Raw genomic sequence first — 21,774 nt, forward strand, 5'->3', positions numbered from 1 at the left:
GCATGACCGCCACGCTCGTCGGCTTCTTCATCGCCTTCGCGCTGATCCTGGCGCAGGTGCCCATTGCCACCGCGCTGGGCCTGGTCGGCTTTGGCGGCGTGATCGTGCTCAGCGGCTGGACACCCGCGCTCAGCATGGTGGCCAACATCACGCGCGACTCCACACTGGCCTACACCCTGATCGTGCTGCCGCTGTTCGTGCTGATGGGCAACCTGGTTGCCGGCGCCGGCATCTCGGGTGATCTCTTTCGGGCTGCCCAGGCCATCATTGGGCGCCGCCGTGGCGGGTTGGCCATGGCCACCGTGGCCGCTTGCGGCGGCTTTGGCGCCATCTGTGGCTCCAGCGTCGCCACGGCCGCCACCATGGGCAAGGTGGCCATTCCGTCGATGCGTCGCCTGGGCTATGGCGACTCGCTGTCGTCGGCCGCCGTCGCCGCCGGCGGCACCCTGGGCATTCTCATTCCGCCGTCCATCATCATGGTGGTGTACGGCGTGGCGACGCAGACGCACATCGGCAAGCTGTTTGCAGCGGGCATCGTGCCCGGCCTCATCGCCATCCTGGGCTACATGGCGGCGGTGAAGTACAGCGTGTGGCGCGATCCTTCGGTGGCGCCCCTGGCCGACGAGGCCGAGAAAACGGACACCTTCGCCCTGCTGCGCTCGCTGTGGCCGGTGCTCGTGATCTTCGGTGTGGTGATGGGCGGCATCTATGGTGGTGTGTTCACCTCGATCGAAGCTTCTGGCATTGGCGCGGTGGCGGCGCTGCTGTTCGCGCTGACGCGCCACAACCTCAGGCTGGCGGACATCTACGCGATCTTCGCCGACACCGCACGCACCTCCGCGATGATGTTCGGCATCATCCTGGGCGCCGCCCTGTTCGGCGAGTTCGTGAACATCACCGGCGTGCATGAAGGGCTGCTGAAAGTGGTGCAGGGCAGTGGCCTGTCGGACTTCGGAGTCGTGCTGCTGATGCTGCTTGTCTACCTGGTGCTCGGCTGCGTGCTGGAGAGCCTGTCGATGATCCTGCTGACGGTGCCGATCTTCTTTCCCATTGTCATGGCCATGGGCTACGACCCAGTGTGGTTCGGCGTCCTGATCGTGGTGGTGGTGGAGATCGGCCTGATCACGCCACCCATCGGTGTGAATCTCTTCGTCATCCGGTCCGTGATGACCGACATCTCCATGACCACGGTGATCCGCGGCGTGATTCCCTTCATCGTGGTGGACCTGCTGCGCGTGCTGCTGATCGCCGCCGTGCCGGCGGTGACGCTGTGGTTGCCCGAACTGATGTTCAAGTCGGTCACGGGCTGATCCTGTCTCTCATGACCGACCTCTCCCTTCCCGCACTCGCTCTGGACCTGTCGCCCGAGACACTGGGGCCCCGACTCGAAGCCTTTCTGCAGGCGACGTGGTCCGCGCCGGTTCGCCTGGAGGGGTGGCAACGCTTTCCTGCCGGTTTTTCCTGGGTGACGCTGGGCTGCACCTGCCATGTGCAGCGACCGCAGGGCCACCAGTCGCTGGCGCTGATCCTGCGCATTGGCGACCCACGGGGCTTGCTGGCGCCCTACGTGGCAGAGCCGGAATTCCGTGTGCTGGACGCCTTGAAGACGGTGCCTGGTCTCCCGGTGCCCCGAATGCACGCCTACAGCGACGATCACCGCATCATCGGCGCGCCGTTTCTCGTTGCCGGGCGTGTCGAAGGTGACACGCCGATGCCCTGGAAAGGCAACGCCGAGCAGCGCGATGCCGCCGAGAACGAATCGCTTTCGCGCGAGTTCACCGATGCCATGGCAGCCCTGCACCGCGTGGATTGGCGCGCCTCGTCACTGGACCGGCTCTGGCCCGATGCCTCGCCCGACACCGTGGCGCGCCAGCAGGTGCGCCACTGGGCACGCCATGCGGGCCTGCTGGACGTGCCGCGCATCCACGTGCCGCCGCAGATGCACCACGCGATGCGCTGGCTGGAGCGCGAAGCACCGGTGGCCGAGCAGGTGACCATCGTCCATGGCGACTTCCGCGTGGGCAACTTCCTGCAGAAGGGTGGTCACATCACCGCCATCCTCGACTGGGAACTGGTGCATGCCGGTGATCCGCTGGAGGACATTGCATGGGCAGGTCTTCGCGTGTTCGCTGCGGGTACGCCGCGCATCGGCGGCCTGATCGAGCGCGAGGCCTTCAGCCGACGCTATGCCGAACGCAGCGGGGTTCGCCTGCGCCCGGAGGTGATCCGCTACTACGAGATCCTGGGTCTGTTCAAGAGTGCCGCAATGCTCATGGGCGCCACCCAGCGCGTGGCCACGGGCCGGGCGCGCGACGTGCGCATGGCGTCCATGGGTTTTCAGCTTGCCTCCACCTTGCTGGAACTCAACCGCCTGCTCACGGAGGTCGCCGCATGAACATCGAGCTCTCGCAGCTGATCGAGGCTTTGCGCCGCAGCCTGGCCGACGAGGTTCGCCCCGAGCTGAGCACCGACCATGCCCGTGGGCAACTGGCCGCCGTGCTGGACATTCTCGGCAAGGTCGAGCGCATGGCGGTGTGGTCGCCCGATGCCGCCGCTCAGCAGGCCAGCGTGCTCGCGCAAGGTTGCGCCGCCTTTGCCGCCCGGTTGGCGCTGGCGGGTGTCGAGCTGCCCCCTGCAGCGCCGGCGCCTGCTGCCGACCTGCAGGCCGCCGAAGCCCGCGTGATGCAACTGACGGACTGGCTGTTCGATGCCGGGGAGACGTTGCCAGCGCCGCTGCGCGACGAGCTCGACGCCATCCTGCGCCAGGCCCTGCGTGAACAACTCCTCGTCCAGCGCAAGCTGATACCGCTCACCGACTTCGGCGCCATGACCGCGGCGGCCCGCCCGTGAGCCTGTCCCACCCTGAAAGGCAATCCATGCTCACCTCTCAAGACGACCTGCTGGGCCACCAGACTTCCGGAACCTTCGCGCAGGCTGGCAACGGCGACCCGCGCTTCACGGAGCGTTACTGGTACACAGCGCACCCCGTGGACGGCACGCCCCTGCTCATCGACATCGGGCTGGGCTACTACCCGAATCGGGGCGTGATGGACTGTTTTGCGGGCGTGACGGTGGGTCGCCGGCAGCACAACTTCCGCGCCTCGCGCCAGCTGGGCCACAACCCGCTGGAGACTGCAGTGGGACCGCTGCGTCTGGAGATGGTGGAAGGGCAGCAGCGGCACCGACTGACCCTGGAGGACAACGGCTCGGGCGTGTCGTTCGACATCACCTTCGAAGCCAGCTTTCCCGCCGCGCAGGAAAAGCAGAGCTTTCGCGAGCGCAAGGGACAGGTGGAAGAGGACCTGGCGCGCGTCGCGCAGCTGGGCCGCTACCGAGGCTGGCTGGTGGTGGAGGGGCAGCGGCACCTGCTGGAGCCAGCGACCTGGTGGGGTCAGCGCGACCGCTCCTGGGGCATTCGCTCCGAGATGCGCACCGATTTCGCCAAACCTCCCATGCAGCAGCACTCCAATTTCTTCTGGACCTGGTCGATGTTCCAGTGCGACAGCGTGGGCGTGTCCATCTTCATGAAGGAGCGCGAGGCCGGCAAGCCCTATTACCTGTCGGGTGCGGAATTCGTGCGGCAGACCGATGGCAGCGTGCGAAAACGCGAGGCGGTCTCGGCCAGTCACGACATCGAGTGGGCCGATGATCCTCTGGGCCAGACCATGGCGCGCGCCACCTTGCAACTCGATTTCGAGGAAGGTCCGCCGCGCGTGCTCCAGCTCGAACCGCTGCCCATCCGCTTCTATCTCAAGGGGGGGCTGTACGGCGGCTTTGGCGGCTGGAACCACGGTGACGATCGCGGACCCTATGCCCAGGCGCACGACGTGTGGGACCTCGACGATGCGCTCACGCGAGAGCGCGCACGCACGCTCTCGGACCATGTGGTGCGTGTCACCACGGACGGCCTGAGCGGCATGGGCATCAGTGAGTACGGCGTGGCCGAGGGCTTTGCACGCTATGCCGCGCCGCAGCGCTTTCCCGCTCTCTAGGCCCAGGCAGGAGCGCCGCCATGATGCAACTGACGCAGGCCCTTCATCGCGCGGTGCAGACGCGGCACCGCTACCCCGCCACGATCTACAACGGCCGCCAGCGCAGCTGGCGTGAGATCGGCGACCGGGTGCCCCGGCTCGCGGCCGGCCTGCGTGGCCTGGGCTTGCAGCCCGGCGACCGGCTGGCCGTGCTCGCGCTCAACAGCGACAACTACATCGAGTTGTTCTTTGCCGCCGCATGGGCCAACCTGGTCCTCGTGCCCCTGAACACGCGCTGGGCGATTCCGGAAAACGTCTACAGCCTGACCGATGCGCAATGCGCGGGCCTGCTGGTAGACGATGCCTTTGCCGCCCAGGTGCCCGATCTGCTGGCGAGCCATGCAATGGCACAGGTGGTCTACATGGGCGAGGGCCCCACGCCGGCAGGCATGCAGGGCTACGAGGCCCTGATCGAGCGCTCGTCCCCCATGCCCGACGAGTGTGGCCAGGGCGACGACCTTTGCGGCATCTACTACACCGGCGGCACCACCGGCCACCCCAAGGGCGTGATGCTCTCGCACACCAACTTCTGCGCGGCCTCGGTGAACTGGATCGCCACGCTGCATTTCTCGGACCAGACGGTGTACATGCATTCGGCGGGCCTGTTTCATCTGGCCGGAGCGTCGCCCGCCTTCGCGCTGACCCTGGCCGGTGGTACCCACGTGTGCCTGCCCAAGTTCGACGCGCTGCTGGCCTTCGAGGCGATCCAGACGCACCGGATCAACTACGTGCTTTTCGTGCCGACGATGATCAACATGATGTTGAACCATCCCGACTTCGACCGGTACGACCTCACCAGCGTGAGGTACTGCGAGTACGGCGCCTCGCCCATGCCGGACGCAGTGCTGGCTGCAGCGATCGAGAAGCTGCCCTCGTGGGAGTTCATCCAGGGCTATGGCATGACCGAGACGGCGGCCCTGACGGTGAGCCTTCCGTGGCGCTTTCACTTCGACGGCGAACACGGCAAGGCCAGGCGGGCTGCGGCCGGCCGCGCTTCCTACGGGGTGGACTTGAAGATCGTGGACCCGGAAGGCCGGGAGCTGCCGCGGGGCACGCCCGGCGAGATCGCCGTGCGCGGCGCGCAGGTGATGCTGGGCTACTGGAACAAGCCCGAGGCCACCGCAGCCGCCATCCGCAACGGCTGGATGCACACGGGCGACGGAGCCTGGATGGACGAAGACGGCTTCGTCTACATCGTCGATCGCGTGAAGGACATGATCATCAGTGGCGGCGAGAACATCTATTCCCGCGAAGTCGAGAACGCCGTGCATGCGCACCCCTCGGTGCGCGAATGCGCCGTCATCGGTGTGCCGGACGAGCGCTGGGGCGAGGCGGTTCTGGCGGTGGTCACGCTCAAGGACGGCAAAGCCGCCACGGCCGAAGACATCATTGCGCACTGCCACCGCCTGATCGCCAACTACAAATGCCCGCGGCAGGTCGAGTTCCGCGATGCCTTGCCGCTCTCGGGCGCCGGCAAGATCATGAAGAACGTGCTGCGAGAACCGTACTGGAAGGACCGCAAGCGCTCGGTGAACTGAAACCCGGCGCCAGCGCTCAGGGATCGGTCGGCAGCGCCTTGAAGCCGTGCACGAACAGCTCTGAAATGCGATGAGCCAGTTCGTGCGGCGTGATCGTACCCGTGCGCCGGTACCAGGAGAAGGTCCAGATCATCATGCCGAACAGCAGCAGGGCATAGGGTTTGTTCAGCTGGCTCTCGGCCATGAACCCGGGGTTCATCTCCCGCAGCAGGGTTTCCATGAGCTCCGTCATCTCCACCTCCATCCTGCGAACCTTTTCCAGCTGCGGCTTGGGAAGTAGCTTGATGTCGTTCATCAGGATCAGGTGCTCGTTGCGCGCGCGGGCCGCGCCCTGGATGAAGCTGTCCACGAACTGCTCGAACCGCTGCTCGGCGGACAACGGCTGCGCCACGATGCGTGCCAGCTCAGCAGCCTGGCGCGTGATGTACTCGTGCACGATGGCGTACAACAGGTCTTCCTTGCTGGGGAAGTAGTGATAGAGGTGGGACTTCGACGTGCCGCAGGCCTTGGCGACGTCCATCATGGTGGCCACCTCGAACCCTTTGCGGGCAATCAGCGCGGCGGCCTTGTCCAGAATCGCCTGCTTCTTGTCCTCGTAATCCTCGGCGCGTGCTCGCGTCATCGTCCTGCTCCTGTGGCCATGGTGGCCCCATGTTCCCTGATTTGCCGGACATGTGCCGACAACCCTTGCGCGCCAGCCTCAATGTCCTTATAGTTAGACCGACGGGTCGGACTATAAAGCACATCCGGCCGAAACAGATCAGGGTAAGCATGGAGACACCACACTGCGGATTGCTCATCGTCGGTGCCGGGCACGCGGGCAGCGAGCTCGCCGTGGCCGCGCGCCAGGGCGGCTGGACCGGACGCATCGTCCTGCTGGGCGAAGAGGCCGGCGTGCCGTACCAGCGCCCGCCGCTGTCCAAAGCCTACCTGTTGGGCAAGACGGACGTGGAGTCGCTGGCGCTGCGGCCGGCGACCGCCTACGAAGCGGCAGGCATCGAGCGCATGCAGCGCGCGCGGCTGGTGGCCATCGACCGCGCCGCGCGCCGCGTGACGCTGGCCGACGGCAGTGTGCTGGCCTACGACAAGCTCGCGCTGTGCACCGGCGGCCGGCCCCGGCCCCTGGTGTGCGAAGGCATCGACCCCGAACATCCACCTGCCAACCTGTTTTACCTGCGCACGCTGGCCGATGCCGATGGCATGCGCGCGGTGCTGCGTCCCGGCGCGCGGGTGGTGGTGGTGGGCGGCGGTTACGTGGGGCTGGAAGTGGCCGCTTCCGCGCGCGGCCAGGGCGCGCTGGTCACCGTGCTGGAAGCCCAGCCGCGCGTGCTCGCGCGGGTGGCAGGGCCCGAGGTCTCGCGCTTCTACGAATCCGTGCACCGCGAGGCCGGCGTGGAGATCCTGACAGACACCGGCCTCGCCCGCGTGGAGTGCGAGGGTGGGCGCATCGTCGCCGTGCAGTGCAGCAACGGCCAGCGCCTGCAGGCCGACCTGGTGGTGGCCGGCATCGGCATGTTGCCGAACATCGAAGCCGCGCGCGACGCCGGCCTGGCCGAGGATGGCGGCATTCCGGTGGACGACCTGTCGCGCACCGCCGATCCCGATGTGGTGGCCGCTGGCGACTGCACGCTCCAGCACCATGCCCTGTACGACCGTCAGCTGCGCCTGGAGTCCGTGCCCAATGCGCTGGAGCAGGCGCGTGCCGCCGCCTCGTGGTTGTGCGGCAAACCCAGGCCCAACCGCACGGTGCCGTGGTTCTGGTCCGATCAATACGAACTCAAGCTGCAGATGGCAGGCCTCTCGCAAGGCCACGACCGCTGCGTGGTGCGGGGAAACCCTCAGGCGCGCAGCTTCTGCGCGTTCTACCTCCAGGGGAAACGAGTGCTGGCGGTCGATGCCGTCAACCGGCCCGGTGACTTCATGCAGGTGCGCCGCGCGCTCGCGCAGGCGCTGACGCTGGATGCCGACCGCCTGTCGGATGAATCCGTTCCCCTCAAGGACCTTCTCGCCGAATCCACCGCGGTTACGGGTAAGCCCTAGGTGGTCCTGCCCGACCCATTCAGCCCATAATTCGCCCAATTCAAAGACCGACGCGACGGACTAATTATCAAGACAATGACCAACCCACCCGATGCGACTTCCGCACCACCGCCCGCGCTGGCCGTGCACAACATCCAGATCGTCTACGGCGGCGCGATCGAGGCCGTTCGCGACGTCTCGCTGGAGGTTCGCCCCGGCCAGATCGTGGCGCTGCTCGGCTCCAATGGCGCCGGCAAATCCAGCGTGCTCAAGGCCATCTCCGGCGTGCTCGACGCCGAAGACGGCGAGATTGAAAAAGGCTCCATCCAGCTGTTCGGCGAGGCCATCGAACGCGCAGAGGCGCCCTCGATCGTGCGGCGCGGCATGGTGCAGGTGCCCGAAGGCCGCCGCCTCTTTGCCACGCTCACGGTGGACGAGAACCTGGTTGTCGGCGCCCATCTGCAAGGCACGGCCCGCATGGCCGAAGCGCGTGACCAGGTCTACGAACTGTTCCCCCGCCTGGCGGACCGGCGCAAGCAGATCGCGGGTTACCTCTCGGGGGGCGAGCAGCAGATGGTGGCGATCGGCCGGGCGCTGATGAGCCAGCCCAAGGTGCTCGCCCTGGACGAGCCTTCGCTCGGGCTCGCGCCACTGATCGTCACCGAAATCTTCAACAGCATCCGCCGTTTGCGCGAGACCGCGGGGCTGACCATTCTGCTGGTCGAGCAGAACGCAAGCCGCGCGCTGGCGATCGCCGACTACGCCTACATCCTGGAAAACGGCCGCGTGGTGCTGGACGGCACCAGCGAACAGCTGCGCCGCAACCAGGACGTGCGCGAGTTCTACCTCGGTCTGTCCTCGCAGGCGGGCCGCACCCACATGAAAGACGTCAAGCACTACAAACGCCGCAAGAGGTGGCTGTCATGAACGCCCACGTGCAACCCGTGCTGGAGGTCCGCAAGGTCTCCAAGCGATTCGGCGGCGTGAAGGCGGTGAACGAGGTCAGCCTCAAGGTCATGCCCGGCGAGATCGTGAGCCTGATCGGTCCCAATGGCGCCGGCAAGACCACCACCTTCAACCTCATCAGTGGCGTGCTCCCGCCTAGCGATGGCCAGATCCTGTTCGAAGGAAAGGACGTGGCGAAGCTGAAATCGTCCGACTTCGCCGGCCTGGGCATCGGTCGCACGTTCCAGAACCTGGCGCTGTTCCGCCATGGAACGGTGGTGGAGAACCTGCTCGTGGGTCGCCACATTCATTTCCGCTATTCGGTGCTGGAATCGCTGCTCTACTTCGGCCGTCCGCGCCGCGAGGAGATCGCCGCGCGCGAAAAGGTCGAGCAGATCATCGAATTCCTGGAGATCGAGGAACTGCGCGACAAGACCGTGTCGCAACTGGCCTACGGCCAGCAAAAGCGCGTCGAACTGGGACGCGCCCTGGCCTGCGAACCCAGGCTCTTGCTGCTCGACGAGATCGTCGCCGGCATGAACCGCGAGGAAAAGGAGGACATCGCGCGATTCACGCTGGACATTCGCGACGAGTTCGGCGTGGCGGTGCTGATGATCGAACACGACATGCAGGTCGTGATGGACCTGTCGGACCGCGTCTACGTGCTGGATTTCGGCTCGCTGATCGCAGAGGGAACACCCGCCGAGATTGCAGCGAACCCGGTGGTGCTCAAGGCCTACCTGGGCGAGGAGGCGGCACATGCTTGAACACGACAAGCTCATCCGTGGCGAGGCCACGATGCCCGGACTGTTGCGCCACCAGGCGAGCCAGTTGGGTGACAAGGTGGCGCTGCGCGAAAAAGTGCAGGGCATCTGGCGCGGCCGCACCTGGGCCGATTACAACCGCGACGCCCGGCGCGTGGCATTCGGCCTGACCCAGCTGGGCCTGAAGCGCGGCGACCGCATCATCATCGCCGCCGAGGACGTGCCCGAATGGTTCTATGCCGACCTCGGCGCCCAGATGATCGGCGTGCAGGTGGTGGGCATCTACCCGACCAACCCCTGGCCCGAGGTGCAATACATCGCCGGGCATTGCCAGGCACGCCTCGCCATCACCGGCGACCAGGAGCAGACCGACAAGGTGCTCGACGCCATGGACAACGGCAACGGCCTGCCGCACCTGGAACACATCTTCTGCGTGGACATGAAGGGCCTGCGCCGCTACACGCCGGGCCGTCCGCACGGCTTCGACCACCTGATGGCGCTGGGCGACGAGCACGTGAGGCAGAACCCGCAGGCTGAGGCCTGGCTGGATGCCGCCATCGACCAGCTGGTCCCCGACGACGTGAACATCCTGGTCTACACCTCGGGCACCACCGGACCGCCCAAGGGCGCGATGCTCACGCACCGCAACTTTGTCTATGGCGCCTACGCCTACATGGTGGCTCGCCGAATGGCCGACAAGCCGTTTGAATCCGTGTGCTACCTGCCGCTGTGCCATGTGGCCGAGCGCACCTATTCCACCGTGCAGCACCTCATCTCGGGTGGTTGCGTGAACTTCGCCGAGTCCATCGACACGGTGGCCACCAACATTCGTGAAGTGGCCCCCACCTTTTTCCTCGGCGTGCCCCGGATCTGGGAAAAGCTGCAACAGGGGTTCGAGTTCCGAATGAAGGACAGCGGGCGGGCGCAGCGCTGGATCTACCGCGTGGGCATGAAGCGCGGGCGTGCCCTGTCGGACCGGCGTGCCGAACACGGACGCCTGGTCGCCTGGAGCGATCGCATCGAGTTCGCGCTGTGGTACGTGCTGCTGTTTCGAAACATGCAGCGCCACATGGGGCTGAACCGGACCCACACCCGCATGTGCGGTGGTGCCTCGGTCTCGCCGGAGACGCTGAGGTTCTTCGACGTCATCGGGCTGCCGGTGGGCCAGGGCTACGGCCTCACGGAAGCCGGCGGGCTGTGTTTCGTGCAGGTGCCGGGACGGCCTTTCATTTCGGGGAGCTGCGGGCCGGCCATGGAAGGCGTGGAATGGAAGGTGGCGGACGATGGCGAGGTCATCGTGCGATCGCCCGGTGTCTTCAAGGGCTACCTGTTTGACGACAAGGGCACCGCCGACATCCTCACACCCGACGGCTGGCTGGCGACCGGCGACATCGTGGAAAAACGGGGGCCGGACGAACTGGCGGTGGTCGACCGCAAGAAGGCCATCATCATCACCAGCGGCGGCAAGAACATCGCGCCGTCGGAAATCGAAAACGCGCTCAAGGACAGTCCCTTCGTGCGCGAGGCCATCGTGGTGGGTGAAGGCAGGAAGTTCCTGGGCGGCCTGATCCAGATCGACTTCGACAGCGTCGGGCGCTGGGCCGGCGAGCGCGACCTGCAGTACACGACCTTCAAGTCGCTGACGCAGATGGCCGAGGTGCTGGAGCTGATCCAGGGCGTGGTCGACGAGGTCAACGCGAAGTTTGCCCGGGTGGAGAACATCCGCAAGTTCGTGCTGCTTGAAAAGGAGCTCGACCACGACGACGGCGAGCTCACCGCCACGCAGAAAGTCCGTCGAGGACTCATCAACAAGAAGTTCGCGCGCGAGCTCGAGCAGATCTATGGAGCCGGGGCATGAACTACTTCATCGAACTGGTGGTTTCCGGCCTCGCGGTCGGTGCCATCTATGGCCTGGTCGCCATGAGCTTTGCGGTGATCTACAAGGCCACCGGCATCGTCAACTTCTCGCAGGGCGAAATGGGCATGCTCAGCGCCTACACCACGTGGTCGCTGGCCGTCACCCTGGGCACGGGCGGTATTGCGACGGTGTTCATCGCCATCGTGGTCGGTGCTCTGCTGGGGCTGATCTGTGAACGTCTCATCATGCGGCCCATGCTGGGGGAGCCGGTGCTGTCGGTGGTGCTGGTCACGGTCGGCCTGGCGGTGGTGCTGCGCTCCATCGTCACCATCATCTGGGGCGCGTCGCCGCACAAGTTCGAGGTCGCCGGGGCCGACACCATTCTCGACATCGCCGGCATCGGCATCCGTGCGAGCCAGGTGAGTGTGATCGTGGCCTTGCTGCTGGCGCTGGCCGGTTTCTGGTTCTTTCTGCGCCACAGCCGCTTTGGCGTGGCCATGCGGGCGGTGGCCGCCGATGAAAAGACCGCCCGGCTGATGGGCGTGTCCACCGCGCGCGTGCAGGCGGTGGCCTGGGCATCGGCCTCGGGCCTGGCCGGCCTGGCGGGTGCGATGTTCGCCGTCATCTACGGCCTGACCCCCACCGTTTTCGAGCTCGGCCTCAAGGCCTTCCCGGCCACCGTGCTGGGGGGATTCGACTCGGTGCTTGGCTCCGGGTTCAGCGGTCTGATCATCGGCGTCTTCGAGAACCTGGTGGGCGGCTACCTGCCCAGCACGCTGAAGGAGATCTCGGGCTTCGTGCTGATCCTGGTGGTGCTGATGGTGCGGCCTTTCGGGCTGTTCGGTGAAAAACGAATCGAAAGAGTCTGATGAGAAGCGGATACTTCAAACAACGCTACAGCGACCTGCTCGTCCTCACGGACTCTCCAGCGGTCAAGGTGTGGACCCTGGTGCTGCTGGTGGCCATGGCCGCTGCGCCCCTGGTGCTGAGCAGCTTCGTGCTGTCGTACGTGACCATCATCCTGTTCACGCTGGTGGGCGTGCTGGGCCTCACGGTGCTGACCGGCTTCACCGGCCTCATCTCGCTCGGCCATGTGGGCTTTCTCATGCTGGGTGCCTATGCCTACGCCATTGGCGTGACGAGGCTGGGCCTGCCGCCGGAACTCGCGCTGGTGATGGCGGCGGTCGTCCCCGCCGTCTTCGGCCTGCTGGTGGGCATTCCTTCGCTGCGCCTGCATGGCCTGTACCTCGCCATCACGACGCTGGCCTTCAGCTACATCGTGACCGCTGCCATCCTGGCGGGCGGCAAGTTCACCGGCGCGGGTCGCGGCATCATGATCGAGCGGCCGACGATGCTGGGTGTCGACCTCTCCAGTGACCAGCGCTTCTACTGGTTCTGCCTCGTCGTGTGCGTCCTGTGCGTGCTCGTGACGCTGAACTTCCGACGCTCCTACATCGGCCGGGCACTGGTGGCCATCCGCGACAACGACATCGCGGCCCGCACCATGGGCATCAATCTGGTGCGCTTCAAGCTGCTCGCCTTCCTGGTCAGCGCCGCGCTCACCGGGCTTGCTGGCGCGCTGATGGGCATGTACCTCAGCATCGTCAGCGTGGAGAGCTTCCCCTTCCTGCTGTCCATCGAGGCCCTGGCCATCGTGATCGTCGGCGGCCTGGGCTCCGTGCTGGGAGCGGTGTTCGGCACGATCTTCATCGTCCTGCTGCCCGAGGTCTTCAGCTCGCTGGTGGCGGTGGTGGGTGGACGCCTGCAAGACCTCATGACCACCAGCGCCCACGAAATCAAGAGCGTGCTGTATGGGCTGGCCATCATCGGATTCCTGCGCTTTGACCCGCGTGGCCTGCGCGGCATCTGGCACGACGTCAGGCACGCATGGGTCTTCTGGCCCCTGCGCTACTGAGCTTTCCCCCTTTTTTCACGGTGGCAGGTGCCATCATCACAAGGAGCTAGCATGAACCGGAGACTTCCCCAATTCGCTTTCCTCAGCCTGTTGACCGCCTTTGCCTGCGGGCAAGCCCTGGCGCAGCAAGGCGTCACGGACACCGAGATCGTGATCGGTGACATCCTGCCACTGACCGGCCCGCCGGCTTTGCTGGGCGTGGCGCACAACCTGGGCGTGAAGGCCGCCGTGGCCGAGGTCAACGCGGCCGGCGGCATCAACGGCCGCAAGCTGCGCCTGATCTCCGAAGACGATGGTTATGTGCCTTCGCGCACCGTGCAGGGCGTGCGCAAGCTCATCAACAGCGACAAGGTGTTTGCGCTCACCTCCGTGTCCGGCACGGCGCAGGCGCAGGCAGCGATGCCGCTGATTCAACAGTCGGGCATTCCCGCCATGGCACCGCTGACCACCTATGAAGGCCTGTACAAGCCGGTCATCAAGAACGTGTTTGCCGTGGGTTACGACATGGCCGATGCGGTGGCCGAACTCGTGTCGCGCATGGCCGACCGGTACCCGGGCAAGAAGTGGGCCCTCATCTCGCAGGACGACGACTACGGCGAGAACGTGCGAACCGGGTTCGAGCGCGCCGTCAAGGCCAAGAACCTGCAGGTGGTTTCCACCCAGATCTACAAGAAGGGCCAGCAGGATTTCTCTTCCGAGATCCTCAAGGTCAAGCAGGCCGGCGCCGAGGCGCTGATGGCGGGCGGCGTGCTGGGTGAGAACGTCACCATGACCAAGGAGCTCGAACGCATCGGCCACAAGATCCCGACGGGCGTGACCTACGTCTCTCGCGTACCGGCGAGCGCCAAGATGATGGGATCGGCCGCCGAGAACGTGTACACCGTGGACTACGTGTACCTGGAAGGGTCTCCGCAGGCCAAGGACTTCCAGGAAAAGCTGGGCAAGTTCCTGGCGCCCGAAGAGCTGGCGCGTGTGAACCGCTACACCTTCACCGGCTATTCGGCCACCCGCGCCCTGTTTGACGCCATGGGCCGCTGCGGCAAGGCGCTGACCTGGGATTGCACCAAGGCGGAACTGGAGAAAGTGCGCAACCTGGAAACCGGTGCCATGACGCCGGTCAGCTTCAGCCCCACCAACCACCTGGCTGCGCCCAAGCTGTTTCTGCTGAAGGCCGATCCGGCGGCCGCGACCTACAAGACCGTCGAGTAAGGCTCAGGCCTTCTCGGCCATGAAGCCCTTCAGGAACAGCCGTGACATGCGGTCACACAGTTCCTGGGGCTTCATGGTGCCACCGGTGCGGTACCACATGTCGGTCCAGTTCAGCATGCCGATCAGCATCATGGTGTAGGGCTTGTACACACCCTCGGGCAGCCCCGGGTTGAGTTCCTTCAGCAGATCGGAGACCCGGTCGGTGAGCTTGCGCTGCAGCTCGATGAGTGGCGCCTGTTTCGGCTTGGGCAGGTACTTCACATCCTGCATGGCAATCATGTGCCTTCGCCGCGACTGCGCAGACTTCTGGGTGTAGGTCTCGACCAGCACCGAGAGCCGCTCGCGCGCCGATCCCTTGCTGGCAATCGCCTCGTCCACCCCTTGCAGCACACGCTCCAGGTGCTCCATCAGCATCGCGAAGAGCAGGTCGTCCTTCGTGGGAAAGTAGTGGTAGAGCATGGACTTCGTCGCGCCGCAGGCCGCCGCCACGTCCTGCATCTTGGCGGACGGATAGCCCTCCTTGGCAAACAGCGCGGCAGCGCAGTCCATGATGGCCTGGCTTTTGGATTCGTAGTCGTCCGAACGTACACGGGGCATGGCTTCTCCTGTCGGACGCGAGTGTAGCAATGCGCTTGCGGAGGGCATCGAGCGCATCTAAAATAAATAAACCGACGCGCCGGACTATAATTGGCGCTCACCCGTTGCGCCTTGACGCACATCAACCCACCGCATGCCATGACCGAATTCGAATTCAGCGAACCCGACATCCTGGACGAAGACCTGCGCATGGTGCGCCAGCAGGTGCGCCGCTTCGTCAATGAAAAGATCGTGCCCCACGGCGATGCCTGGGAGGCCTCTGGCGAGATCCCGCGCAGCGTGTTTCGCGAGCTTGGTGAAATGGGGTTCCTGGGCATGCGACACCCGGTCGAATATGGCGGCGGCGGCCTGGGGGCGCTTGCTTCGGTGGTGCTGGGGGAGGAGCTGGCGCGCTCCACTTTCGGCGGCGTGGCCTCAGCCCTCACCGTGCACAGCGACATGTCCATCTCGCACATCGCCCACCGGGGCACGCACGAGCAGAAGCAGAAATACCTGCCCGCCGCCTGCGCCGGCAGCCAGGTCGGCGCCGTCTGCGTGACGGAGCCGCACGCCGGATCGGACGTGGCCGGGCTCAAGACGCGCGCTGTGAAAACCGCCGATGGCTGGGTGCTCAACGGTTCCAAGACCTTCATCACCAACGGCGTCTACGGCGACATCTACATTGTGGCTGCCCGCACCGACCCCGAGGCCAAGGGCAGCCGGGGCATTTCGCTGTTCATTGTCGAAAAGGGCAACCCGGGGCTGAAGATTGCGCGCAAGTTCGAGAAGCACGGCTGGCGTTCATCCGACACCGCCGAACTCTTCCTGGACGACCTGAAGCTGCCCCACGATGCCCTGCTGGGCGAAGAGGGCAAAGGCTTCTACTACATCATGAGCACCTTCCAGAACGAGCGGCTGGTGGTGGGCGCGCTGGTGTCGGGCGCCAGTTCCAAGGCCATCGAACTCACCGTGGATTACATGCGCAACCGGCAGGCCTTTGGCAAGTCGCTTTGGGACCAGCCAGTGGTTCGCAACAAGATCGCATGGATCGCGGCCAAGGCGGCCGCGGTGCGCGCGCTCACCTACCAGTGCGCCCAGATGATCGAGGAGGGCAAGGACACGGTGCGCGAGGTCTCCATGCTCAAGGCGTTCGGTGCCGAGACGTTGCAGGAGGTGGTCCACACCTGCCTGCAGCTGCATGGCGGCACGGGCTACATCATCGGCACACCGGTGGAACGCATGGCGCGCGATTCCCGCATCCTGACCATTGGTGGAGGCGCCACCGAGGTGATGCTGGAAGAAGTCGCCAAGCGGATGTAGACGATGCAGCTCACGGACAAGGTGTTCACGCCCTACGGCTGGCCCGAGCCGGGACCGCTGTACCTCGCGCCGACTCGCTTCTTCGATTTCGAGCAGCCGGAGGTGGTGGCCTTCGTGCGCGCAGCCACGGCAGGCGCCACCACGCCCCGTGAGCAGGCAGTGAGGCTGTTCACGGCGGTGCGCGATCAGGTGCGCTACGAGCCCTACTCCATGCGCATGACGCCGGAATGCTTTCGTGCCAGTACCGTGGTGCGCGAGCGTGGCGCTTTCTGCATCCCCAAGGCGGTGCTGCTGATCGCTGGCGCGCGGTGGCTGGGCATTCCGGCAGCACTCGGCTTGTCCGATGTGGTGAACCATTTCAGCACGCCCAGGCTTCAGAAGATCATGGGCCACCGCGAAGTGTTCATGCACCACGGCTGGGCCGCGCTGCACATCGAGGGCCGCTGGTTGAAGGCCGTGCCCGCCTTCAACCAGGAGCTGTGCACGCTGATGCGGGTGCCGCCGACGGATTTCGATGGCCTGCACGATGCCGTGTTGCAGCAGTACAAGGAAGACGGCTCGGTCCACATGGAGTACCTGCGCGACCATGGCGTGTGGTCCGACGTTCCCTACCAGCGCATCGACGACGACTGGGGCGGCTACTACCCGCCCAGTCTGTGGAGCGGCCGGCGCAGCCGCATCGACGTGGAAGGCCTCTGACCCATGCCCGGACCTTTGTCCCATCTCACCGTCATCGAGCTGGCCGGCATCGGCCCGGGGCCCTTTGCCTGCATGTTGCTGGCCGACATGGGCGCGCGGGTGATCCGCATCGACCGACCCCCCGTGCCCGCACGCGGCGGGCTGGAGGCGCTGATGCGCAACGACAGCGTGGTGGACCGTGGGCGCCAGTCGCTTGCGCTCGACCTGAAGAACCCGCGTGCCGTGCAGGCAGTTCTGAAACTGGTGGAAAAGGCCGACGTCCTGGTGGAAGGCTTTCGCCCGGGCGTGGCCGAGAAGCTGGGCCTGGGGCCGGCCGAATGCCATGCGCGCAACCCGAAGCTGGTGTATGGCCGCATGACCGGCTGGGGCCAGACCGGCCCGCTGGCGCAGGCGGCGGGGCACGACATCAACTACGTGGCGCTCACCGGTGCCTTGCACGCCATCGGCAAGGCCGACCAGCCCATGCCGCCCCTCAACCTGGTGGGTGACTACGGGGGCGGAGGCATGCTGCTCGCGCTGGGCGTGCTGGCCGCCGTCAACCAGGCTCGGCACAGCGGTGAAGGCCAGGTGGTGGATGCCGCCATGACCGACGGCGCCGCACTGCTCATGGCCGCCCAGTACGGCCTGATGGCCAAGGGTTTCTGGCAGGACCAGCGCGAGAGCAACTTCCTGGATGGCGCCGCTCATTTCTACGGCACCTACGCCTGCCGGGATGGCGGGCACGTCGCCATCGGCGCCATCGAACCTCAGTTCTACCGGCAGTTGCTGGCCCTGTGCGGCATCACCGACGCACACTTCGAGCAGCAATGGGCACAAGGCGAATGGCCCGCGCTGCGCGACAAGCTGGCGGCGCTGTTCCTCACCCGCACACGCGCCCAGTGGTGCGAACTGCTGGAGGGAACAGACGCCTGTTTTGCACCCGTGCTGTCCATGAACGAAGCCATCGACCATCCCCACAACGCCGCACGCGGCACCTTCGTGCGGCAGGATGGTGTGCTGCAGCCCGCACCCGCGCCGCGCTTTGATCGCACGCCATCTGCCCTGCCCGCGAAGGCACCACGCACCGGCGAGCACACCCTGGAGCTGCTGGCCCAGGCGGGATACTCGGCGAGCGAGATCGAAGAACTGGTGGGCGCGCAGGTGGCGCACCCGGAACTGCCCGCATGAGCATTGCGCCCCCACCCGCTGCCCGCCGCAGGCTGCACCTGCGTCGCATCAGCTGCGAAGGCTTTCTGCGCGAAGACGGCCTGTTCGAGATCGAGGGCCTGTTGATCGACACCAAACCCACGCGGCTGCGCCTGGTCAACAAAGAAGTGCCACCGGAAGAGCCCATCCACCAGATGCGGGTGCGCGTGACCATGGACGGTGAACGTCGCATCGTCGATGCCAGCGCCTACAGCGAGCACAACCCCTACCCGGACTGCATGGAGGTGGAGGCCGGCTACCGCAGGCTGGTGGGCATGCGCATCGAGCCGGGCTTCACCCGTGAGGTCAAGCGCATGTTCCGTGGTACCCAGGGGTGTTCGCACATGACGGAACTGTTGCCGCTGATGGCCAGCGTCGCCTTCCAGATGCTTTGGGCCGACAGCGATTTCACCACCGTGGACCCCCAGGGAAGCGCCGAACGCTCCTCACCGCTGGGCGGTTGCCATGCGCTGCGGCTGGACGGGCATATCGTCAAGACCTATTTCCCGGCGCAATCCAAGGAGCCGACACCATGAGCGAGGGCTCCGTCCTGTTCGAGATCCATGACGGCGTGGCGGTGGCCACGCTGAACGAAGGCGAACGCATGAACCCGCTGTCGGCCTCCTTGCAGGCCGGGCTGCTGGAGGTGATTGCGCATGTCCGCACCGACCGCTCCATTCGCGCCCTGGTGCTCACAGCGCGCGGCCGCGGCTTTTGCTCCGGTGCCGACTTGAAGGATTTCAGCCAGCGCGCCGCGCAGATGGCGCCGGGCGACAGCCTGGGCCGTTACGTGGGCCGCATGATGGGTGAAACCGGCAACCCCGTGTTCCACGGCCTGCGCACCCTGCCGGTGCCGGTGGTCTGCGCCGTCAATGGCGCAGCGGCCGGCGGCGGCTTCGGGCTGGCGCTGGTGGGCGACATGGTGATCGCTGCGCGCTCCGCATTCTTCTACCTGCCGTTTGTGCCGGCATTGGGCATCGTGCCGGACTTTGCCGCCACCTGGCTGGGCGCACGCACGGTCGGGCGCGCCCGCATCGCGGGCCTGATGCTCACCGGGCGCAGGCTCAGCGCCGACAAGGCGGCCGAATGGGGCCTGATCTGGGACTGCGTGGACGACGACCGCCTGCAGGAGGAAGCCATGGCGCTGGCCACCCAGCTGGCGGCCTTGCCGGCCCATGCCATCCTGGAGGCACGGGCCATGCTGGATGCCGCTGAACGCAACTCGCTGGAAGCGCAGCTCGAGCTGGAGCGCCAGCGCCAGGCGGCACTGATTGACGGCGAGAGTTTTGCCGAAGGCATGCGCGCCTTCGTCGAACGCCGCAAGCCGGTGTTTCGCGGCCGCTGATGGCGCCGGATGGCCGAAACCGGCCACCCATCCCTCAGAGGCGCTTGCCCACTTCCTCCAGCATGACCTCGGTGGCGCCGCCGCCGATGGTCTGGATGCGTGCGTCGCGGGTCATGCGCTCGATGGCCATGCCGCGCATGAAGCCGCTGCCGCCATGCAGTTGCAGGCAGCTGTTGACCACCTCGACGTTGACCTCGCAGGCAAAGACCTTGGCCATGGAAATCTCGCGCACGCAATCCTTGCCCAGCGCCTCCAGCTCGGCGGCCGAATAGGTGAGCGCTCGCGCGGCGGCCACCTTTGTCGCCAGCATGGACAACTTCTGGCGCGTGGCCTGCAAATCCCACAGCGTGCCACCAAAAGCCTGGCGTGTGCGCACATGGTCCAGCGTGAGCTCGATGGCCCGCATGCTGGCGCCGATGCTGCTGCCCGCCATGACCAGACGCTCGTTCTGGAAGTTGTCCATCACGGCGTAGAAGCCCTTGTTCAGTTCACCCAGCATGGCCGTGTCGGGCAAACGCAGGTTGTCGAAGTACAGCTCGGCCGTGTCCGAGCACAGGTCCCCGTGCTTTTCCAGCTCGCGCGCGACCACCAGGCCCGGTGTGCCCTTTTCCACGATGAACAGCGAAATGCCGCGGCTGCCCTTGGCCTCGGGGTCGGTGCGGGCAGCCACGATGTAGATGTCGCCGTAGACGCCGTTGGTGATGTAGAGCTTGGTGCCCTGGATCACCCAGTGATCGCCGTCGCGCACCGCGCGGGTCTTCATGCCCGCCACGTCCGAGCCGGCGCCCGGCTCGGTGACGGCGATGGCCACGATCTTCTCGCCACGGATGATGTCCGGCAGGTATTTGCACTTCTGTTCCTCATTGCCACGCCGGCTGATGTGGGTGGACGACATGTCGGTATGTACCAGCACGGAGGCCGGCAGGCCGCCATAGCCGCTGCGGGCCAGTTCCTCGGCCCACAACACCGAAGCCACCGGGCCCATGTCGGTGCCGCCGTGCTCCACGGGATGGCGCATGCCCAGCAGGCCCAGCGCGCCAAGCCGGCGAAAGATGGACCGCGGAATGCAGCCTTCGCGCTCCCACTGGTCGGCCACGGGCAACACCTCTTCGGCAACGAAGCGCCGCACCTGGTCGCGCAGCAGGCGAAGTTCCTCGGTGATGCAGGGCGGGTCGATCAGGTCAAACTCGGTCACGGCACTTCGCAAGTTCGTTTTCAAAGCAGTTTGGCCACTTCGTCGAGCATCACGGCGGCAGCACCGCCGCCCAGCGAATAGGGCCGGGCATCGCGGAAGATGCGTTCAATCTCGGTGCCACGCATGTAGCCCGACGCGCCATGCATCTGCGCGCAGCCATCGGCCACGCGCTTGAGCAACTGGGGTACCTGGGCCTTGAGCATGGAGGTCTCCAGACGGGCACTTTCGCCGCGCACCTTGCGCGCCGCAGCGTGGTAGAGCATGAGCTTGGCGGCGCTGACCTCGCTGACGTAGCCGGCCATCTCGTGGCGGATCGCCTGCAGGTCCCACAAGGTGCGCCCGTAGGCAGCGCGGGACTTCACGTGTTCCAGCGTGATGGTGATGGCGCGTTCCATCATGCCGATGCACTGGGCGCACAGGCTCATGCGCTCGCGCTCCAGCCCCTGCATCAGCATGTAGAAACCCTTGCCTTCCTCGCCCAGCATGTTGGCGGCCGGCACCGCGAAATTGTCGAAAAACAGCTCGCTCATGTCGGCCGAGCACCAGCCGGTCTTGTCGAAGTTCTTGCCGACGGTGAAGCCCTTGCCGCCTTTTTCAATGAGGAAAACGGAAAAACCGTTGCCCCCTTTGGCCTGTGGATCGGTGCGCGCGACTGTGATGAACACGTCCGCCGACACCGCGCTGGTGATGAAGGTCTTCTGGCCGTTCAGCAGCCAGTGGTCGCCGCTGCGCGTGGCGCTCGTCTTCATGCGGGTCAGGTCGGAGCCGCCGCCGGGTTCAGTCACGGCAAAGCCCAGGATCTTGTTGCCCGAGGCGATGTCGGGCAGCACGCGCCGTTTGAGGTCTTCGCTGCCCGCCCGCGCGATCACGGGGGCGGCCATGTCGGCGTGGTCCGACACGGCCGAGCCGAAGCCGCCGAAGCTGGAACGCCCGAGTTCTTCGCCGAACACCACGGTGGCCAGTGCGTCGAGTTCGGTGCCGCCGTATTCCGCAGGGATCGCCAGGCCCAGAAAGCCCAGCTCGCCCATCTGCCGGTACACCGAGCGCGGCAGCGTGCCGGCGGCTTCCCACTGCAGGCCGTGGGGCACCACCTCCCGCGCGATGTAGCGGCTGAGCTGTTCGCGGAACTGGCGGTGTTCGTCGGAAAGATAGTCCTGGTCGAGGTTCAGCACGGG

The 21,774-nt window shown here is 66.0% G+C and carries 21 protein-coding genes; 17 read left to right on the forward strand and 4 right to left on the reverse strand.

What is annotated here, in order from left to right; translation table 11 throughout:
* Window positions 1–2: 2 nt before the first annotated feature.
* The 5 genes from AB7F11_RS10965 to AB7F11_RS10985 are packed head-to-tail and all read left to right on the forward strand — an operon-like array spanning window position 3 to window position 5,569.
* Complete coding sequence (locus AB7F11_RS10965; RefSeq protein WP_428288381.1) at window positions 3–1,310, forward strand: TRAP transporter large permease; 1,308 nt, start codon at window positions 3–5, stop codon at window positions 1,308–1,310.
* Between the two features lie 11 nt (window positions 1,311–1,321).
* A complete protein-coding gene (locus AB7F11_RS10970; protein WP_428288382.1) occupies window positions 1,322–2,395 on the forward strand; it encodes a phosphotransferase family protein in 1,074 nt (357 codons plus the stop codon).
* On the forward strand, window positions 2,392–2,850 hold the full coding sequence (locus AB7F11_RS10975; protein ID WP_428288383.1) for a hypothetical protein: 459 nt from the start codon (window positions 2,392–2,394) through the stop codon (window positions 2,848–2,850). Before AB7F11_RS10970 ends, AB7F11_RS10975 begins: the two co-directional genes overlap by 4 nt.
* 26 nt (window positions 2,851–2,876) lie before the next feature.
* Window positions 2,877–3,992: a hypothetical protein gene (locus tag AB7F11_RS10980; RefSeq protein ID WP_428288384.1), complete on the forward strand. Its 1,116-nt coding sequence runs from the start codon at window positions 2,877–2,879 to the stop codon at window positions 3,990–3,992.
* A gap of 20 nt (window positions 3,993–4,012) precedes the next feature.
* Window positions 4,013–5,569 (forward strand): acyl-CoA synthetase, encoded by a 1,557-nt coding sequence (locus AB7F11_RS10985; RefSeq protein ID WP_428288385.1) that lies wholly within the window; start codon window positions 4,013–4,015, stop codon window positions 5,567–5,569.
* Window positions 5,570–5,585: 16 nt separating this feature from the next.
* On the opposite strand, the gene AB7F11_RS10990 is transcribed toward AB7F11_RS10985, so the two are convergent.
* On the reverse strand, window positions 5,586–6,191 hold the full coding sequence (locus AB7F11_RS10990; RefSeq protein WP_428288386.1) for a TetR/AcrR family transcriptional regulator: 606 nt from the start codon (window positions 6,189–6,191) through the stop codon (window positions 5,586–5,588).
* A gap of 149 nt (window positions 6,192–6,340) precedes the next feature.
* Here AB7F11_RS10990 and AB7F11_RS10995 point away from each other — a divergent pair, with 149 nt between their 5' ends.
* The 7 genes from AB7F11_RS10995 to AB7F11_RS11025 all read left to right on the forward strand — a co-directional run bounded on the left by AB7F11_RS10995 (window position 6,341) and on the right by AB7F11_RS11025 (window position 14,279).
* Window positions 6,341–7,609, forward strand: a complete 1,269-nt coding sequence (locus AB7F11_RS10995) for an NAD(P)/FAD-dependent oxidoreductase (RefSeq protein ID WP_428288387.1) — start codon at window positions 6,341–6,343, stop codon at window positions 7,607–7,609.
* 75 nt (window positions 7,610–7,684) lie between these two features.
* On the forward strand, window positions 7,685–8,515 hold the full coding sequence (locus tag AB7F11_RS11000) for an ABC transporter ATP-binding protein (protein WP_428288388.1): 831 nt from the start codon (window positions 7,685–7,687) through the stop codon (window positions 8,513–8,515).
* Window positions 8,512–9,300: an ABC transporter ATP-binding protein gene (locus tag AB7F11_RS11005; RefSeq protein WP_428288389.1), complete on the forward strand. Its 789-nt coding sequence runs from the start codon at window positions 8,512–8,514 to the stop codon at window positions 9,298–9,300. The genes AB7F11_RS11000 and AB7F11_RS11005 overlap by 4 nt, the downstream gene beginning before the upstream one ends.
* Complete coding sequence (locus AB7F11_RS11010) at window positions 9,293–11,155, forward strand: AMP-dependent synthetase/ligase (RefSeq protein WP_428288390.1); 1,863 nt, start codon at window positions 9,293–9,295, stop codon at window positions 11,153–11,155. Before AB7F11_RS11005 ends, AB7F11_RS11010 begins: the two co-directional genes overlap by 8 nt.
* Window positions 11,152–12,024: a branched-chain amino acid ABC transporter permease gene (locus AB7F11_RS11015; protein ID WP_428288391.1), complete on the forward strand. Its 873-nt coding sequence runs from the start codon at window positions 11,152–11,154 to the stop codon at window positions 12,022–12,024. The genes AB7F11_RS11010 and AB7F11_RS11015 overlap by 4 nt, the downstream gene beginning before the upstream one ends.
* Window positions 12,024–13,070 carry a branched-chain amino acid ABC transporter permease gene (locus tag AB7F11_RS11020; RefSeq protein ID WP_428288392.1) on the forward strand — a complete coding sequence of 349 codons (1,047 nt, stop codon included), beginning with the start codon at window positions 12,024–12,026 and terminating at the stop codon, window positions 13,068–13,070. Before AB7F11_RS11015 ends, AB7F11_RS11020 begins: the two co-directional genes overlap by 1 nt.
* Before the next feature lie 51 nt (window positions 13,071–13,121).
* Window positions 13,122–14,279: an ABC transporter substrate-binding protein gene (locus AB7F11_RS11025; RefSeq protein WP_428288393.1), complete on the forward strand. Its 1,158-nt coding sequence runs from the start codon at window positions 13,122–13,124 to the stop codon at window positions 14,277–14,279.
* A 3-nt stretch (window positions 14,280–14,282) separates the two neighbouring features.
* Here AB7F11_RS11025 and AB7F11_RS11030 read toward each other — a convergent pair whose 3' ends face one another.
* Window positions 14,283–14,876 (reverse strand): TetR/AcrR family transcriptional regulator, encoded by a 594-nt coding sequence (locus AB7F11_RS11030; RefSeq protein ID WP_428288394.1) that lies wholly within the window; start codon window positions 14,874–14,876, stop codon window positions 14,283–14,285.
* A 138-nt stretch (window positions 14,877–15,014) separates the two neighbouring features.
* Between AB7F11_RS11030 and AB7F11_RS11035 the strand changes: the two genes are divergently transcribed.
* Genes AB7F11_RS11035 through AB7F11_RS11055 form a run of 5 tightly spaced genes read left to right on the forward strand, consistent with a single transcriptional unit; the run spans window position 15,015 to window position 19,404 of the window.
* Window positions 15,015–16,175 (forward strand): acyl-CoA dehydrogenase family protein, encoded by a 1,161-nt coding sequence (locus AB7F11_RS11035; protein ID WP_428288395.1) that lies wholly within the window; start codon window positions 15,015–15,017, stop codon window positions 16,173–16,175.
* A gap of 3 nt (window positions 16,176–16,178) precedes the next feature.
* Entirely contained in the window at window positions 16,179–16,874 is a 696-nt protein-coding gene (locus tag AB7F11_RS11040; protein WP_428288396.1) for a transglutaminase-like domain-containing protein, read from the forward strand.
* A gap of 3 nt (window positions 16,875–16,877) precedes the next feature.
* Window positions 16,878–18,041, forward strand: coding sequence for a CaiB/BaiF CoA transferase family protein (locus AB7F11_RS11045; RefSeq protein WP_428288397.1), 1,164 nt, complete (start codon window positions 16,878–16,880; stop codon window positions 18,039–18,041).
* On the forward strand, window positions 18,038–18,595 hold the full coding sequence (locus tag AB7F11_RS11050) for a DUF2889 domain-containing protein (RefSeq protein ID WP_428288398.1): 558 nt from the start codon (window positions 18,038–18,040) through the stop codon (window positions 18,593–18,595). The genes AB7F11_RS11045 and AB7F11_RS11050 overlap by 4 nt, the downstream gene beginning before the upstream one ends.
* Complete coding sequence (locus tag AB7F11_RS11055) at window positions 18,592–19,404, forward strand: enoyl-CoA hydratase-related protein (RefSeq protein ID WP_428288399.1); 813 nt, start codon at window positions 18,592–18,594, stop codon at window positions 19,402–19,404. Before AB7F11_RS11050 ends, AB7F11_RS11055 begins: the two co-directional genes overlap by 4 nt.
* Window positions 19,405–19,438: 34 nt before the next feature.
* Here the strand turns inward: AB7F11_RS11055 and AB7F11_RS11060 are convergent, their stop codons facing one another.
* Complete coding sequence (locus tag AB7F11_RS11060; RefSeq protein ID WP_428300741.1) at window positions 19,439–20,611, reverse strand: acyl-CoA dehydrogenase family protein; 1,173 nt, start codon at window positions 20,609–20,611, stop codon at window positions 19,439–19,441.
* An 8-nt stretch (window positions 20,612–20,619) separates the two neighbouring features.
* Window positions 20,620–21,771: an acyl-CoA dehydrogenase family protein gene (locus tag AB7F11_RS11065; RefSeq protein WP_428288401.1), complete on the reverse strand. Its 1,152-nt coding sequence runs from the start codon at window positions 21,769–21,771 to the stop codon at window positions 20,620–20,622.
* Window positions 21,772–21,774: the final 3 nt, after the last annotated feature.

The sequence above is a fragment of the Hydrogenophaga sp. genome (assembly GCF_050250835.1).
Lineage (GTDB): Bacteria > Pseudomonadota > Gammaproteobacteria > Burkholderiales > Burkholderiaceae_C > Hydrogenophaga.